Origin of the sequence: Stenotrophomonas sp. RIT309, assembly GCF_000632045.1 — a bacterium.
Classification (GTDB): Bacteria; Pseudomonadota; Gammaproteobacteria; order Xanthomonadales; family Xanthomonadaceae; genus Stenotrophomonas; species Stenotrophomonas indicatrix.
This window is the reverse complement of record NZ_JFYS01000023.1, coordinates 59,919-74,165: the sequence shown is the minus strand read 5'-3', so window position 1 is coordinate 74,165 and position 14,247 is coordinate 59,919. Positions and strand designations below refer to the sequence as shown.

General features: G+C 67.5%; 12 protein-coding genes. 7 read left to right on the top strand and 5 right to left on the bottom strand.

Annotated elements, in window-relative coordinates; translation table 11 throughout:
• Window positions 1-53: 53 nt before the first annotated feature.
• The 6 genes from BW38_RS07440 to hemF are packed head-to-tail and all read left to right on the top strand — an operon-like array spanning window position 54 to window position 6,803.
• On the top strand, window positions 54-2,426 hold the full coding sequence (locus tag BW38_RS07440; RefSeq protein WP_032976797.1) for a S9 family peptidase: 2,373 nt from the start codon (window positions 54-56) through the stop codon (window positions 2,424-2,426).
• Complete coding sequence (locus BW38_RS07445; RefSeq protein WP_032976796.1) at window positions 2,423-2,842, top strand: NUDIX domain-containing protein; 420 nt, start codon at window positions 2,423-2,425, stop codon at window positions 2,840-2,842. Before BW38_RS07440 ends, BW38_RS07445 begins: the two co-directional genes overlap by 4 nt.
• Before the next feature lie 30 nt (window positions 2,843-2,872).
• On the top strand, window positions 2,873-3,436 hold the full coding sequence (locus tag BW38_RS07450; RefSeq protein WP_032976795.1) for a hypothetical protein: 564 nt from the start codon (window positions 2,873-2,875) through the stop codon (window positions 3,434-3,436).
• A gap of 37 nt (window positions 3,437-3,473) precedes the next feature.
• Entirely contained in the window at window positions 3,474-4,673 is a 1,200-nt protein-coding gene (locus BW38_RS07455) for a hypothetical protein (RefSeq protein ID WP_032976794.1), read from the top strand.
• Between the two features lie 41 nt (window positions 4,674-4,714).
• A complete protein-coding gene (locus BW38_RS07460) occupies window positions 4,715-5,896 on the top strand; it encodes a hypothetical protein (RefSeq protein WP_051585059.1) in 1,182 nt (393 codons plus the stop codon).
• Window positions 5,897-5,906: 10 nt separating this feature from the next.
• Window positions 5,907-6,803 (top strand): oxygen-dependent coproporphyrinogen oxidase, encoded by an 897-nt coding sequence (gene hemF / locus BW38_RS07465; protein WP_032976793.1) that lies wholly within the window; start codon window positions 5,907-5,909, stop codon window positions 6,801-6,803.
• Window positions 6,804-6,899: 96 nt separating this feature from the next.
• On the opposite strand, the gene BW38_RS07470 is transcribed toward hemF, so the two are convergent.
• Window positions 6,900-7,382, bottom strand: a complete 483-nt coding sequence (locus BW38_RS07470) for a YetF domain-containing protein (RefSeq protein ID WP_025878041.1) — start codon at window positions 7,380-7,382, stop codon at window positions 6,900-6,902.
• Between the two features lie 315 nt (window positions 7,383-7,697).
• Entirely contained in the window at window positions 7,698-10,472 is a 2,775-nt protein-coding gene (gene polA, locus BW38_RS07475) for a DNA polymerase I (protein ID WP_032976792.1), read from the bottom strand.
• A 97-nt stretch (window positions 10,473-10,569) separates the two neighbouring features.
• On the opposite strand from polA, the gene BW38_RS07480 reads away from it, so the two are divergent.
• Window positions 10,570-10,854, top strand: coding sequence for a DUF2782 domain-containing protein (locus BW38_RS07480; protein ID WP_025878043.1), 285 nt, complete (start codon window positions 10,570-10,572; stop codon window positions 10,852-10,854).
• Between the two features lie 335 nt (window positions 10,855-11,189).
• On the opposite strand, the gene BW38_RS07485 is transcribed toward BW38_RS07480, so the two are convergent.
• The 3 genes from BW38_RS07485 to BW38_RS07495 form a co-directional block, all read right to left on the bottom strand.
• Window positions 11,190-11,636: a universal stress protein gene (locus tag BW38_RS07485; protein WP_025878044.1), complete on the bottom strand. Its 447-nt coding sequence runs from the start codon at window positions 11,634-11,636 to the stop codon at window positions 11,190-11,192.
• 192 nt (window positions 11,637-11,828) lie between these two features.
• A complete protein-coding gene (gene rtcA, locus BW38_RS07490; protein WP_025878045.1) occupies window positions 11,829-12,845 on the bottom strand; it encodes an RNA 3'-terminal phosphate cyclase in 1,017 nt (338 codons plus the stop codon).
• 81 nt (window positions 12,846-12,926) lie between these two features.
• On the bottom strand, window positions 12,927-14,153 hold the full coding sequence (locus tag BW38_RS07495; protein ID WP_032976791.1) for an RtcB family protein: 1,227 nt from the start codon (window positions 14,151-14,153) through the stop codon (window positions 12,927-12,929).
• Between the last annotated feature and the right edge of the window lie 94 nt (window positions 14,154-14,247).

The following is a 14,247-nucleotide window of genomic DNA, read 5'->3' as shown; positions in this document are numbered from 1 at the left end:
GGCCGGGACGGCTGCTACGCTTGCCCGGTTTCCTCTTCTGGTGCTGTCCGCCCATGTCCCGAGTGCTGCCCCTGTCCCTCCTGCTGTCTGCCGTGCTGGCCGCTCCGGCTGCGCAGGCTGCGCCGACACCGATCACCATCGAACAGGCCATGGCCGACCCGGACTGGATCGGTCCGCCGGTGGAGAAGGCCTGGTGGTCGTGGAACAGCCAGCAGGTGGAGTACCAGCTGAAGCGCAACGGCAGCCCGGTGCGCGACACCTTCCGCCAGCCGATCGCCGGTGGCGTGGCCGCGCAGGTGGCCGATGACCAGCGCGGCAGCCTGGACGTGGCCGATCCGGTGTACGACCGCAGCCGCACGCGCAGCGCGTTCGTGCGCAACGGCGACGTGTTCGTGCGCGACCTGCGCAGCGGCGCACTGACCCAGCTGACCCGCAGCAACGAGCGCGCCAGCGGCGTGAACTTCGCCGCCGACAATGGCGTGATCTGGCGCGTCGGCCAGAACTGGTTCCACTGGACCGCCGCCAGCGGCGTGCAGCAGGTGGCTAGCCTGAAAGCCGAAAAGGATCCCAGCACGCCGCCGAAGGCCGACGTGCTGCGCGACCAGCAGCTGCGCACGCTGGAAACCCTGCGCCGCGACCGCGAACAGCGCGAGGCGCTGAAGGACCAGGACCAGCGCTGGCGCCAGGCCGACCCGACCCGCGCACCGGGTCCGGTATTCCTGGGTGCCGACGTGGAGATCGTCGACAGCGTGCTGTCGCCGGACCTGGGCCACCTGATCGTGACCACCAAGCCGAAGGACTTCGATGACGGCCGCGGCGGCAAGATGCCGCTGTACGTGACCGAGTCGGGCTATGAGGAAACCGAGGACACCCGCCAGCGCGTCGGCCGCAACGGCTTCGAGCCGCACACCCTGTGGTTCGTGGATGTACGCAGCGGCAAGGCCGAGAAGCTGTCGCTGTCCAGCCTGCCGGGCATCGGCACCGATCCGCTGGCCGAGCTGCGCCGCAAGGCCGGCAAGGACGCACTGAAGGGCGACCGCAGCGTGCAGGTGATGAGCGACTTCATGGGCGGTGGCATCCGCTGGAGCGCTGACGGCCAGCAGGCCGCGGTGATGCTGCGCGCCAACGACAACAAGGACCGCTGGATCGTCAGCGTTGCTGCCGCCGACGGCCGCGTGCAGAACCGCCACCGGCTGACCGACAACGCCTGGATCAACTGGGGCTTCAACGATTTCGGCTGGATGGCCGATGGCCGCACGCTGTGGCTGCTGTCCGAGGAATCCGGCTTCTCGCACCTGTACACCCAGGCCGGTGGCGGCAAGCCGCAGGCGCTGACCAGCGGCAAGTGGGAAACCTCGGCGCCGGTGCTGTCGGCCGACGGCAAGGGCTTCTACTTCCTGTGCAACCAGCAGGCCCCGCATGACTACGAAGTCTGCGCGGTCGATACCGCTGCCCGCCAGGTGCGCGAGCTGACCAGCCTCAATGGCGTGGAAGATTTCTCGCTGTCGCCGGACGGCCAGCAGCTGCTGGTGCGCTATTCCGGCGCCTACCTGCCGGCGCAGCTGGCGGTGGTGCCGAGTACCGGCGCTGGCCAGGCGCGCGTGCTGACCGATACCCGTACCGCCGAGTACAAGGCGCGCCAGTGGATCCAGCCGAAGCTGGTGGCGGTGCCGTCCAAGCATGGCGCCGGCGTGGTCTGGGCCAAGTACTACGAGCCGGAAAACAAGGAACCCGGCAAGAAGTACCCGGTCGTGATGTTCGTGCACGGTGCCGGCTACCTGCAGAACGTGCACCAGCGCTACCCGGCCTACTTCCGCGAGCAGATGTTCCACAACCTGCTGGTGCAGAAGGGCTACATCGTGCTGGACATGGACTACCGCGGCAGCGAAGGCTATGGCCGCGACTGGCGCACGGCGATCTACCGCAACATGGGCCACCCGGAGCTGGAAGACTACAAGGACGGCCTGGACTGGCTGGTCGACACCCAGCAGGGTGACCGTGACCACGCCGGCATCTACGGCGGTTCCTACGGCGGCTTCATGACCTTCATGGCCCTGTTCCGCTCGCCGGGCACGTTCAAGGCCGGCGCCGCGCTGCGTCCGGTGGTCGACTGGCACCAGTACAACCACGGCTACACCAGCAACATCCTCAACACCCCGGACATCGATCCGGAGGCGTACCGCGTGTCCTCGCCGATCGAGTACGCACAGAACCTGCAGGACAACCTGCTGATCGCCCACGGCATGATGGACGACAACGTGTTCTTCCAGGATTCGGTGAACCTGACCCAGCGCCTGATCGAGCTGCACAAGGACAACTGGTCGATCGCGCCGTACCCGCTGGAGCGACATGGCTACGTGCGTGCCGATTCCTGGCTGGACCAGTACAAGCGCATCCTCAAGCTGTTCGAGCAGAACCTGAAGTGAGTGCTGCCGCGGCCACGATCCACATCGTGGCCGCGGTCATCCTCGATGACCGTGGCCGGGCACTGGTGGTGCGCAAGCACGGTGCCAGCCGCTTCATCCAGCCAGGCGGCAAGCCCGACCCGGGCGAGGCACCCCTGCAGGCACTGGCACGCGAACTGGACGAGGAACTGGGCGTACGGCTGCACACCGCTTCGGCCATCGCACTCGGGAGTTTCGAGGACTGGGCGGTGAACGAGCCCGGCCATCGCGTGCAGGCGCAGGCCTGGCGGGTGTGGATCGAAGGTGAGCCGTGCGCGCGTGCGGAGATCGCCGAACTGGCCTGGGTGCCGCTGCAGCCGCCGCACGGCCAGCCCTTGGCACCCTTGAGTGAACACCATATCCTGCCGGCGGTCGCTGCCCTGGCGACGGCCCGCTGACCCGGCGGGCATCGCTCACCCGGACAACGGATGTCAGCTTCGATTCCCTCGATTCCAGCACCTGCCCCACCGCCACCCAGCAACTGGGTCAGCGCAGTGGCGCAGGGCTCGTTCTGGCTGAGCCTGCTGGTCACCCTCTATTTCCTCGCGCAGGCGCTGATGGCCGCGGTACTGGCCCGTACCGGGTTCTGGACCACGCTGGTGACACTGGCATGGGAACAGCAGCTAGACGGCAGCCTGTGGTGGATGCTGAAACACCCGGCGGCCACCTCGCTGCTGGTTGCCCTGCTCTGCCTGTTCTCGACCCTGGCCAGCTGGGGCCTGTGGCGCGAGCGACGCTGGGGCCTGTGGGCCTATGTGTGGATGCTGGGCCTGAGCGCGCTGGCCAACTTCGTGATCGCCTGGTGGATGGATCGCCTGCTGCTGGTGTTGATCGCGCTGCTTGCCAGCGACCCCACGGCGCAGCATGAGCTGCAGGTGCAGCGCGTGCTGTTCACGCTGACACTGGTCGGCACCTCGGTGCTGTTTGCGGGGCTGCAGGGCTGGCTGGGTTGGCGCCTGCTGCGACCGGACATCCGCTGCCGCTTCCGCTGACTCCCCTCCCGCGTTCCGCCTTCGACAAGGATGTCGCATGCCTGCCCTGCTCCGAATGTTTCTGGTCGTCACTGCGCTGCTGCTGGCCACCCCGCCGGCGCCGGCCGCAGCCTCCGCTTCCACGCCCTCGCCCGCGCCGCTGCGATGTGGCCGGTACGTCAATGCGCAGAATGATGCCGCGCTGGTGATCGACTCACACAACCGGGGCCGTCGCCTGACGACGGGCTTTGATCTCGAATCGCTGCAGATCGAACGCGATGGCGACGGCCTGGTGCTGGTCAACCTGGATGACGGCGTGACAACAGCGCTCACTGCCAGTGCTGATGGCAGACGCATCAACGACACGCTGCAGGACTACCAGCTGCGTGCACCGGCGGTCTGCCAGCCGGTGGCCGTGAACGCCGCCGGCAGCTGCCTGGCCGATGCGAACCGCTGCATGGCTCGCCTGCACGCGGCGACGCCGCCGCAGCTGCTGACCGCCTGCCAACAGGGCGTGGGCGCGGCCTGCAGCGGCCTGTTGCTGCGCTACGTGGACGATGCGCTCCTCGCCGCCGCGTCTGCCAAGGGCGTAGCGCTGGCTACCGCCGCACCGGCGCCCTGCACCACCGATGCGGAGCGCGAGGAGGTGCTGACCTGCCGTGATGCCCGTCGTGACGCGTTGGCCGCCGCGGTGGCACAGGCCAGCGGCCAGGCGTTCGCCCGTGGCATCGATCCAGCGTGGGTGGAACTGCCGGCGGCGCAGCGCGACCAGTTGCAGCAGCTGTGCCTGCAGCAGCGCGCTGGCCGCTTCTGCACCGAAGTGGCCGAGCAGCAGTTGAATGCGCGCGATCCGCGGGCGGCCGTGCAGGCGTTGCAGGTGGTCTGCGACAGCGGTCGCGACAGCGCATGCGAACGGGTCGAGCCCCTGCAGGCACTCGGTGCCGCGCTGCGCCTGGTCGATGCGACCGAGCCGCCCTGTGGCCTGTACCGGGCCGACGGCGGCACGATCGATGCGGTTGCGTTCGGCGACGATGGCCACGCGACGATCGGTAGCCAGCGCTCGCAGGTGCGACTGCTGGACGGTGCCATCCATCTGCGCAATGACCACGGCAGCGATCATGTGCTGCGCCTGCTGGCCAATGGCGACCTGCTGGGCATGGATGCCTGGACCGGCTACCAGCGTTACCAGCGGCAGCCGGGTGCTGTGCGCTGCAAGGCTGCGCCCACCCGTGATACCGCACCATCTGCCCACCGATGATGACCATCGTTCCACGTACCGTTTCTGCAAGGAGTTCCTGCATGCCCCCCTCCACTGCCCACCGCGGCCACCTGTCACGCGGGTGGATCGCCGCGCTGCTGTTGTCGCTCGGCCCGGCAGCATCCGCGCAACCACTGCTGTGCGGCACCTTCAAGGACGCTGACAGCGGCGCCCGGCTGACGGTGGAAAGCCCAGTTCAGGGCTCCCGCCTCATCCCCGGCGCAGCCCCGGAGCCCTACAACCTGGAGCAGCTGCAGGACGTGCTGATGCTGGCCAACCTGGCCACCGGCGGCATCGAGGCCCTGCAGATCATCGACGAGGGCCACGCGCTGGCCGGCGAAGAGCGTTACTACACGCTGGAAAGCACGGCGGTCTGCCAGGCGTCGCCGGTGTTCGCAGCGGGCAGCTGCCGCGCCGATATCGCCAGCTGCATGGATGACATGGCAGTGGCCGGACCCGAGCGCTGGCGGCAGTGGTGCCGTGAAGGCGTGCCGGCCGGCTGCAATCGCTTGATCGAGGATTATCGCAGCGACGCCCGCAATGCCCTGGTGCTCGACATCGCCCTGGCCAGCAATCGCGAGGAGCCTGCTGAACCTGCGGCATGCCAGCGTGGCAGCACGGACGTCGACGCAGAAGCATGCAGACAGGCCGAAGCGGTGGGCCGGGTGCGTGATGCGGCCTGGGCGTTCTCGGTGGCGCGAAGCATCCCGCGCGACGTGCCGCTACCGGCAGCGCAGCTGGACGAGGTCAGCATGCTGTGCCGCGAGCATCCCAGTGCCAGTTCCTGCCATGCCGCGGCCGTGGCGCTGTGGGCATCGGCGCGCCTGCTGCCGGCCCGCGATGCCCTGCAGCTGGCGTGCAGCATCGGTCGGGACCCGCAGGCCTGCAGCAGCGTCGCCCCCTTGGCCGCACTGAGCAGCGCAGACCTGGTCATCGTGGACGTGGCCACGCTGCCCTGCGGCCGCTATGCGGCGCAGGGCCACTCCCTGGTGTTCGGCGACGACGCCCAGGTCCAGGTCGATGCGTCCGGCAGGCAGCCTGCGGTCATGCGCGAGGGCGCCATCCGGGTGCGGAACGAGGAAGGCGAGGACCACGTGTTCTGGCAGCTGGCCAATGGCGATCTTGTAGGCAACGACCGTTGGGCCCGCTTCGCCCGCTACCAGCGTGACGGTTCGTCGCCGACCTGCGGGGCGCGTGCCAGCGCAGGCACGGCGCTGCGGTAAAGTACGCGCCATGAACGAATTCGAGCGCGTGCGCGCCTACCTCACCGACCTGCAGGACCGCATCTGTGCAGCGATCGAATCCGCAGATGGCCGGGCACGCTTCCAGGAAGATGTGTGGCAGCGCGCCGAAGGTGGCGGTGGCCGCACCCGCGTGCTGCGCGATGGCGCGGTGTTCGAGCAGGCCGGTATCGGCTTTTCCGATGTGGCGGGCAGCCGCCTGCCGCCGTCGGCCTCGGCCAACCGGCCGGAACTGGCCGGTGCCTCGTGGCGCGCCACCGGTGTGTCGCTGGTGTTCCACCCACTCAACCCCTACGTGCCGACCACCCACGCCAACGTGCGCTTCTTCCAGGCCCAGCGCGACGGCGAGGTGGTGGCCAGCTGGTTCGGCGGTGGCTTCGACCTGACCCCGTTCTACCCGTTCGACGAGGACATGCAGCACTGGCATCGGGTGGCGCGCGATCTGTGTGCACCGTTCGGCGACGAACGCTACGCCGCGCACAAGCGCTGGTGCGATGAGTATTTCTTCCTGCGCCACCGCAATGAGACGCGCGGTGTGGGTGGTCTGTTCTTCGATGATCTGCACGGCGATTTCGAACGCGATTTCGCCTACCTGCGCGCGGTCGGCGATGGCTTCCTCGATGCCTACCTGCCGATCGTGCAGCAGCGCAAGGACACGCCCTACGGCGAACGCGAGCGCGAGTTCCAGCTGTACCGCCGCGGCCGCTACGTCGAGTTCAACCTGGTCTACGACCGTGGCACGCTGTTCGGCCTGCAGAGTGGCGGGCGCAGCGAGAGCATCCTGATGAGCCTGCCGCCGCGGGTGCGTTGGGAGTACGGCTTCAGCCCCGACGAAGGCAGCGCCGAGGCGCGCCTGGCCGATTACCTGGTGCCGCGCGACTGGGTGTGATGCGTGGCGCCCACAGCGGTCGAGCAAGCTCGACCACTACCGGGACCGGGCCGAGGCGACAGGCGGTCGGGCCAGCTCGATATCGACCGCACCCGCTCAATCGTCCTTGCGCTTGGGAATGATGGTGATGTGGCCGTTGGTTTCCAGCAGTGCCAGTTCCACTTCTTCCACGCCGATGCAGCTCTGCTGGCGCATGGCGACATCGAAATCGGCGCGGCTGACCAGCTCGCGCCGCAGCACACTGTCGAAGAGCTTGCCGTTGCGCGCGATCACCACCGGTTCGCCCTCGATCAGCCGTTCCATGCGGCGGCTGCGGGCGGTGATCCAGCCTACGCCATAGTTCAGCAGGATCAGCGTGGCGGCCAGCAGCAGGCCGCCGGCCAGCGAGGTATCGGTGCCCAGCAATGCGTTCTGCACCGCATTGCCCAGCAGCACGATCAGCAGCACGTCGAACGGGGTGACCTGTCCCAGCGCGCGCTTGCCGCTGAGCCGGACCATGCCCAGCACGACTGCGTAGACCACCACCGCGCGCAGGATGAATTCCCACCACGGCATCGCCAAGTCGAACAGATCGGGCATCGCGGGTTTCCCTGCTGGGCGGTGGCCCAGCGTGGCGCAGCAGCGCACAAATAAAAAGCCCCGCTGACCAGGGGGAGGTCAACGGGGCCGGGGAACGGGCGCTTGGGGAGGAGCCCCCGTTCCGAGATCTGCTCCAGGGGATGGGAGAGATCCACGACAGGCATTGCGCCTGTCGGGAGTTATAGAAGCACTCCGAACACTAACGGTTCGTGAAGGGGCCCAATTTAATAAACACCCATCAGGGAAACATTCATGTTTGAGTCAGAAATATCATGCAAATGAACGAATTCACGGCGTTTTCGGCCTGAATGCGACTCAGTGCGCCTCATCCCAATTGCTGCCAGTACCGGTATCGACCACCAACGGCACCCGCAATTGTGCCGCTTGCGACATGCGCTGCACGACATTGCTACGCAGTTCTTCGATGAAACCGGCCTCGGCTTCGAACACCAGTTCATCGTGCACCTGCAGGATCATCCGCGCCGGTGCGCCGCTGTCACGCAGCCATTTGTCCACATCGACCATGGCGCGCTTGATGATGTCGGCGGCGGTGCCCTGCATCGGTGCATTGATCGCCGCACGTTCAGCGCCAGCACGCAGGCCCTGGTTACGTGCATGAATGTCGTTCAGGTACAGCCGGCGACCGAACAGGGTCTCCACGTAGCCCTGCTCGCGGGCCTGCTCGCGCATGCGCTCCATGAAGTCACGCACGCCCGGATAGCGGCTGAAGTACAGCGCCACGTAGTCCTGCGCCTGGCCACGGTCGATGCCGAGGTTGCGGGCCAGTCCGAACGCACTCATGCCGTACATCAGGCCGAAGTTGATCGCCTTGGCCGCGCGACGCTCGTTGCTGGTCACTTCTTCCAGGGTGCGGCCGAACACCTCGGCGGCGGTGGCGCGATGCACGTCGGCGCCCTGCTCGAAGGCCCGCACCAGGCCCGGGTCTCCGGACAGGTGGGCCATGATCCGCAGCTCGATCTGCGAATAGTCGGCCGCCAGCAGCTGGAAGCCTTCCGGGGCGATGAACGCACGGCGGATGCGGCGGCCATCCTCGGTGCGGATCGGGATGTTCTGCAGGTTCGGATCGGACGAGGACAGGCGGCCGGTGGCGGCGCCGGACTGGTGGTAGCTGGTGTGCACCCGGCCGGTTTCGGAGTTGACCATCTCCGGCAGCTTGTCGGTATAGGTGCTGCGCAGTTTGGCCAGGCCACGGTACTCAAGGATCACCCGGGGCAGCTCGTGCTGCTCGGCAATCGCCTCCAGCGCCTCTTCATTGGTGCTGGGCTGGCCCTTGGGGGTCTTCACCACCGCCGGCAGCTTCAGTTCGTCGAACAGCACCGCCTGCAGCTGCTTGGGCGAATCCAGGTTGAAGCTGCGCCCGGCCAGTTCGGTGGCCTTCTGCTGCGCGGCCAGCATGCGCGAGGACAGGTCCTGGCTCTGCCGGCGCAGTTCGTCGGTGTCGATCCGCACGCCATTGGCTTCGATGCTGGCCAGCACCGGCACCAGCGGCATCTCGATGCTGCGGTACACGCTGTCCAGGGTCGGTTCGGCCAGCAGCTGCGGCTCCAGCGCGTGGTGCAGGCGCAGGGTGATGTCGGCGTCTTCGGCGGCGTAGCGGCCGGCCTCGTCGATGCCCACCTGCGAGAACGAAATCTGCTTGGCGCCCTTGCCTGCCACGTCCTCGAACTTGATGGTGTTGTAGCCCAGGTAACGCAGGGCCAGCGAATCCATGTCGTGGCGGGTGGCGGTGGAATTGAGCACGAAGCTCTCAAGCATGGTGTCGTCGTGGTAGCCCTGCACGTCCACGCCATGGCGGCGCAGCACGTGCAGGTCGTACTTGCCATGCTGGCCCAGCTTCTTCTTCGCCGGGTCCTGCAGCACCGGCCGCAGCGCATCGAGCACCTGTGCCAGCGGCAACTGTGCCGGCGCGCCGGGATAATCGTGGCCGACCGGGATGTAGGCGGCCTTGCCCGGCTCCACCGCCAGGCTGATGCCGACCAGGCGCGCACGCATCGCATCCAGTGCGTCGGTCTCGGTGTCGAAGCTGATCAGGTCAGCCTGCTGCACGCGCGCGACCCAGGCCTGCAGCTGCTCGGTGGTCAGCACGGTCTCGTACTCGCCGGGCGCCGACAGCGCCGGATCGAGCTCGCCGACGGGCGGCGCTTCGGCGCTGCCACGGGCAAAGCCGGCGGCGGTGCCACGCAGGCTCGGCGTCGCGTCGTTGGCCACTGCAGGCGCCGGTACCGGCCCGCCCAGCTCCTTCAATGCCTGGGTGAAGCCGTAACGCAGGTACAGCTCGCCCAGGGTGGGCACATCCGGGTCGCGCAGGGCCAGCGTGGTCGGGCTGGCGTCCAGCGCGACGTCGGTGCGGATGGTCACCAGCTCCTTGTTCAACGGCAGGCGCTCCAGCGCGGCGCGCAGGTTTTCGCCGATCTTGCCCTTCATGGTCGGCGCCGCTGCCATCACCCCGTCCAGATGCTGGTATTCGGCCAGCCACTTGGCGGCCGTCTTCGGCCCGCACTTCTCCACGCCGGGCACGTTGTCCACGGTATCGCCCATCAGCGCCAGCAGGTCGACGATCTGGTCGGCGCGCACGCCGAACTTGTCCATCACCGCCGCGTCCGAATCCATGCGGCTGCCGGTCATGGTGTTGACCAGTTCGATGCCCGGCCGGACCAGCTGCGCGAAATCCTTGTCGCCGGTCGAGATGGTGACCTTCAGGTCCTGTGCCACGCCCTGCAGGGCCAGGGTGCCGATCACATCGTCGGCCTCCACGCCGTCGATGCGCAGGATGCTGATGCCCAGCGCTTCGACGATGCGGCACATCGGCTCGACCTGGCTGCGCAGTTCATCGGGCATCGGCGGGCGGTTGGCCTTGTACTGGTCGTACAGGTCATCGCGGAAGGTCTTGCCGGGGGCATCGACGACGAAGGCGACGTAGGCCGGGCGCTCCTTCAGCGTCGAGCGCAGCATGTTGACCACGCCGAACAGCGCGCCGGTGGGCTCACCCTGTGCATTGGACAGGGGCGGCAGCGCGTGGAACGCGCGGTACAGGTAACTGGACCCGTCGATCAGGACTAATCTGCTCATGCGTCGATTCTACGCGCCTGTTCCTGCATCGCGGCGACACGGCAGCGACGCCGCGTTGGGGCATAATCAAGGCTCTTTCCAGGCAAAGGCCCCGCCGATGAAGACCCTGATGCTGGCTTCCCTGCTCCTGCTTGCTGGCTGCGCCAGCATGGGCGGTGCGGGCGCTCCCCCGGTGGACGTCAAGGGCGCCGATGTTTCCAAGCGCACGATGGACAACGGCGACACCATCGAGGAATACCGGGTGTCTGGCCAGTTGCGCATGGTCAAGGTGACGCCGGCACGCGGCGCCCCGTTCTACATGTATGACAAGAACGGCGATGGCCGCTTCGACAATGACAAGGATGGCGTGTCGCCGGTGTACTGGAAGCTGTACAGCTGGTGATGTGGCCGGGGTCGGATCCCTTTCCACGGGAAAGGGCTCTGACCCCATCAAGGCGATCGGCACGGCCCATCCACGCATGGCGTGGATCTACTGGCATTGCGGTGGCCCCATCCACGCATGGCGTGGACCTACTGGCATTGCGGTGGCCCTATCCACGCATGGCGTGGACCTACTGGGCATTGCGGTGGCCCTATCCACGCATGGCGTGGACCTTTGACGGTGAACTGGAGTAGATCCACGCCATGCGTGGATGCTCTTCGGGCCGCCGATAAAAAACAACGCCGGCGCGCATCCTGCGGCCGGCGTCGGGTCCCCTCCCCGGGAACGCTTCCGTATCAGCGGATGACCAGCACCGGCAGCGTGCTGCGCGCCAGCACCTCGGCGGTCTGGCTGCCCAGCAGCACGCGGGTGACGCCGCGGCGGCCGTGCGAGGTCATTACGATCAGATCGCTGTTGCGCTGGCCCGCCGTCTCGATGATGCCGTCGGCCGCGTAGCGGTCCAGCACATGCACCGGATTGGCGGTGATGCCCTGCTCGGCCGCCTTGGCCAGGGCCGGCTGCAGCACCTTCTGCGCGCCTTCCTCGCGGTCGGCCTTGTACTCCGGGCTGTTCATGTAGCCCACGCTCCAGCCCATGGCGTCGTACATGCCGACGGCCCAAGGCTCGGAGACGGTGACGATGTCGACCTCGGCATTGAGGTCCTTGGCCAGCTCCAGGCCCTTGGCCAGGCCCTTGTCGGCCAGCTCCGAGCCATCGGTGGCGATCAGGATGCGCTTGTACATGGTGGGGCTCCGCGGTGATCCAGCCAGTGGGAACGACACCATTACACAGCCTGTGTGGAGATCGTGCCTTGCGCAGGATCAATCCGGCAGCGCGCAGCGATGCCTGCGCAGCGCGGCATGATCGGCTGACGCGCCCAGGATCGACAGGCGACTGGAATGCTCCGGTAGCGCCGGGCCACGCCCGGCGGGCACTCAGGCCTGCACCGTCACCCGCCAGCCACCGTCGTGCGGCTGCCAGTCGAATTCCACCGGCAGGAACTTCTCGATCAACCGCGCATTGCTGACCAGGTGATCGCTCAGCACGTGGGTGGTGAACGCGCCGCCGCCTGCCAGCGCCATCGGCAGCAGCAACTGGTCGGACAGGTACTCGCCAACAGCACCGGTCCCGTCCAGATACTGCTTGACCTGCCCGGCCAGGCGCGCCCCGACCTGCTCGGCGGAGACACTGCGCTCGCCGTGGCCGCTGAACACCTCCACGTGATCACCATGACGCACGCGCACCAGGGCGACGTTGCCCGGTCCCAGCGCCGGCCGTATCGACTGCACGTTGCGCGGGTGCGGGTCCACGCCCAGCGTCTCGGCCAGTACCTGCAGTTCGCGCAGGCCGATGCCGCTGGACAGGCCGGACATCAGCACCTGTGCCTCGATCGCCTGCAACGGTGCACGCACCTCCAAGGACGGCGGCTGCAACGCCGCGCACGGCTGCACCTGCACCTCCATCACGCCGCCACCGGCTGGATGGAAACCGTGCTGCAGCAGCTGCATCGACGCCTGCACGCCCATCCGGCCCAGCGCCGGCAGATAGCTTTGCGCGATGAAATCCGCGCTGGGTGCCAGCGGATTGTGGGTACCGCCTTCCAGGCGCAGCTGCGAGGGCCCCTGCGCGCGCCACAGCGCGGGCAGCACGGTCTGCAGCACCAGCGTGGCCGAGCCGGCGCTGCCGGTCGCGAAGTGGTAGGTGCCGGCGCTCACCCGCCCCGGCTCGAAACGCAGCGAGGTAGCGCCCAGTTCTGCACCGTGCACACAGGCGTTGCCGACCCGCGCCGCAGCGTTCACCGCGGTCAGGTGCTGGCGCATCAACCCCGGCTTGCGCCGGATCGCGCGGATGTTGTGCAGCGTGAAGCCGGTGCCGGTGCACAGGCTCAGGGTCAGTGCCGAGCGCAGCAGCTGTCCGCCTCCGTGCCCGCCATCCAGTTCAATCATGTCCATCTGTCTGTTCCTCCGTGCCCGTTGTTCGATGCCGGGCCCTGCTGCCGTGCGCGGCGCAGTGTACGCCGCGCACGGGTTGCCTCATCCCTTCACGCACACCACCTGGCGCAGCGTGTGCACGATCTCGACCAGATCGCGCTGGGCCTCCATCACTGCCTCGATCGGCTTGTAGGCCGCCGGCGATTCATCCACCACCTCCGCATCCTTGCGGCACTCGACGTGCGCGGTGGCCTTGGCGTGGTCATCCACCGTGATCAGCTTGCGTGCCTGGGTACGGCTCATCACGCGGCCGGCACCGTGGCTGCAGCTGTGGAAGCTGTCCTCGTTGCCGAGGCCACGCACGATGAAGCTCTTGGCCCCCATGCTGCCCGGAATGATGCCCAGTTCGCCCTTGCGCGCACTCACCGCGCCCTTGCGGGTCAGCATCACTTCCTTGCCGAAGTGGGTCTCGCGGTTCACGTAGTTGTGGTGGCAGTTCACCGCCTCGGCCTCGGCCTCGAACGGCTTGCTGATCACCGTGCGCACCGCGGCCACCACGTTGCGCATCATCACCTCGCGGTTCATGCGTGCGAAACGCTGCGCCCAGTCCACCGCGAACACATAGTCGCCGTAGTGCTGGCTGCCCTCGGGCAGGTAGGCCAGGTCCTGGTCGGGCAGGTTGATCATCCAGCGGCGCATTTCCTGCTTGGCCAGCTCGATGAAGTAGGTGCCGATGGCATTGCCTACGCCACGCGAACCGGAGTGCAGCATGAACCACACGCGCTGCTCCTGGTCCAGGCAGACCTCGACGAAGTGGTTGCCGGTACCCAGCGTTCCCAGGTGCTTGAGGTTGTTGGTGTTCTTCAGGCGCGGGTGACGCTCGCAGATCAGTGCGAAGTCATCCACCAGCTGCGCCCAGCCTTCCACCGCCAGTTCGGGCGGCGTGTCCCAACTGCCCTTGTCACGGCCCCCGCGGGTGACGCTGCGGCCGTGCGGCACCGCCCGCTCGATCGCGCTGCGCACCGCCGACAGGTTGTCCGGCAGGTCGCTGGCAACCAGCGTGGTGCGCACCGCAATCATGCCGCAGCCGATGTCCACGCCCACCGCTGCAGGAATGATCGCGCCGATGGTCGGCACCACCGAACCCACGGTCGCGCCCTTGCCCAGATGCACGTCGGGCATCACCGAGATCCACTTGTGGATGAAGGGCAGCCTGGCGATGTTCTGCAGCTGCTCGCGCGCCTGGTCTTCCAGCGGCACGCCGCGGGTCCACAGCTTGATCGGTGCAGCGCCCGGCTGCTGGATCACGTCGTAATTGAGGGTGGTCATGGTGATGTTTCCTTTCATCCAAAGCAAAAACAAAGAAGGTGCGGTGACAAAGGGGGTGGAACATTCCGTCACCCGCGTTGCCGCGGAGGACGGC

What these genes read in the sequence shown, in the direction of transcription:
- BW38_RS07480 (WP_025878043.1), top strand. Translation starts at nt 10,570, where the DNA reads ATGAAGACCCTGATGCTGGCTTCCCTGCTCCTGCTTGCTGGCTGCGCC.
- BW38_RS07440 (WP_032976797.1), top strand. Translation starts at nt 54, where the DNA reads ATGTCCCGAGTGCTGCCCCTGTCCCTCCTGCTGTCTGCCGTGCTGGCC.
- BW38_RS07470 (WP_025878041.1), bottom strand. Translation starts at nt 7,382, where the DNA reads ATGCCCGATCTGTTCGACTTGGCGATGCCGTGGTGGGAATTCATCCTG.
- rtcA (WP_025878045.1), bottom strand. Translation starts at nt 12,845, where the DNA reads ATGGACATGATTGAACTGGATGGCGGGCACGGAGGCGGACAGCTGCTG.
- BW38_RS07460 (WP_051585059.1), top strand. Translation starts at nt 4,715, where the DNA reads ATGCCCCCCTCCACTGCCCACCGCGGCCACCTGTCACGCGGGTGGATC.
- BW38_RS07450 (WP_032976795.1), top strand. Translation starts at nt 2,873, where the DNA reads ATGTCAGCTTCGATTCCCTCGATTCCAGCACCTGCCCCACCGCCACCC.
- BW38_RS07455 (WP_032976794.1), top strand. Translation starts at nt 3,474, where the DNA reads ATGCCTGCCCTGCTCCGAATGTTTCTGGTCGTCACTGCGCTGCTGCTG.
- BW38_RS07495 (WP_032976791.1), bottom strand. Translation starts at nt 14,153, where the DNA reads ATGACCACCCTCAATTACGACGTGATCCAGCAGCCGGGCGCTGCACCG.
- BW38_RS07485 (WP_025878044.1), bottom strand. Translation starts at nt 11,636, where the DNA reads ATGTACAAGCGCATCCTGATCGCCACCGATGGCTCGGAGCTGGCCGAC.
- hemF (WP_032976793.1), top strand. Translation starts at nt 5,907, where the DNA reads ATGAACGAATTCGAGCGCGTGCGCGCCTACCTCACCGACCTGCAGGAC.
- polA (WP_032976792.1), bottom strand. Translation starts at nt 10,472, where the DNA reads ATGAGCAGATTAGTCCTGATCGACGGGTCCAGTTACCTGTACCGCGCG.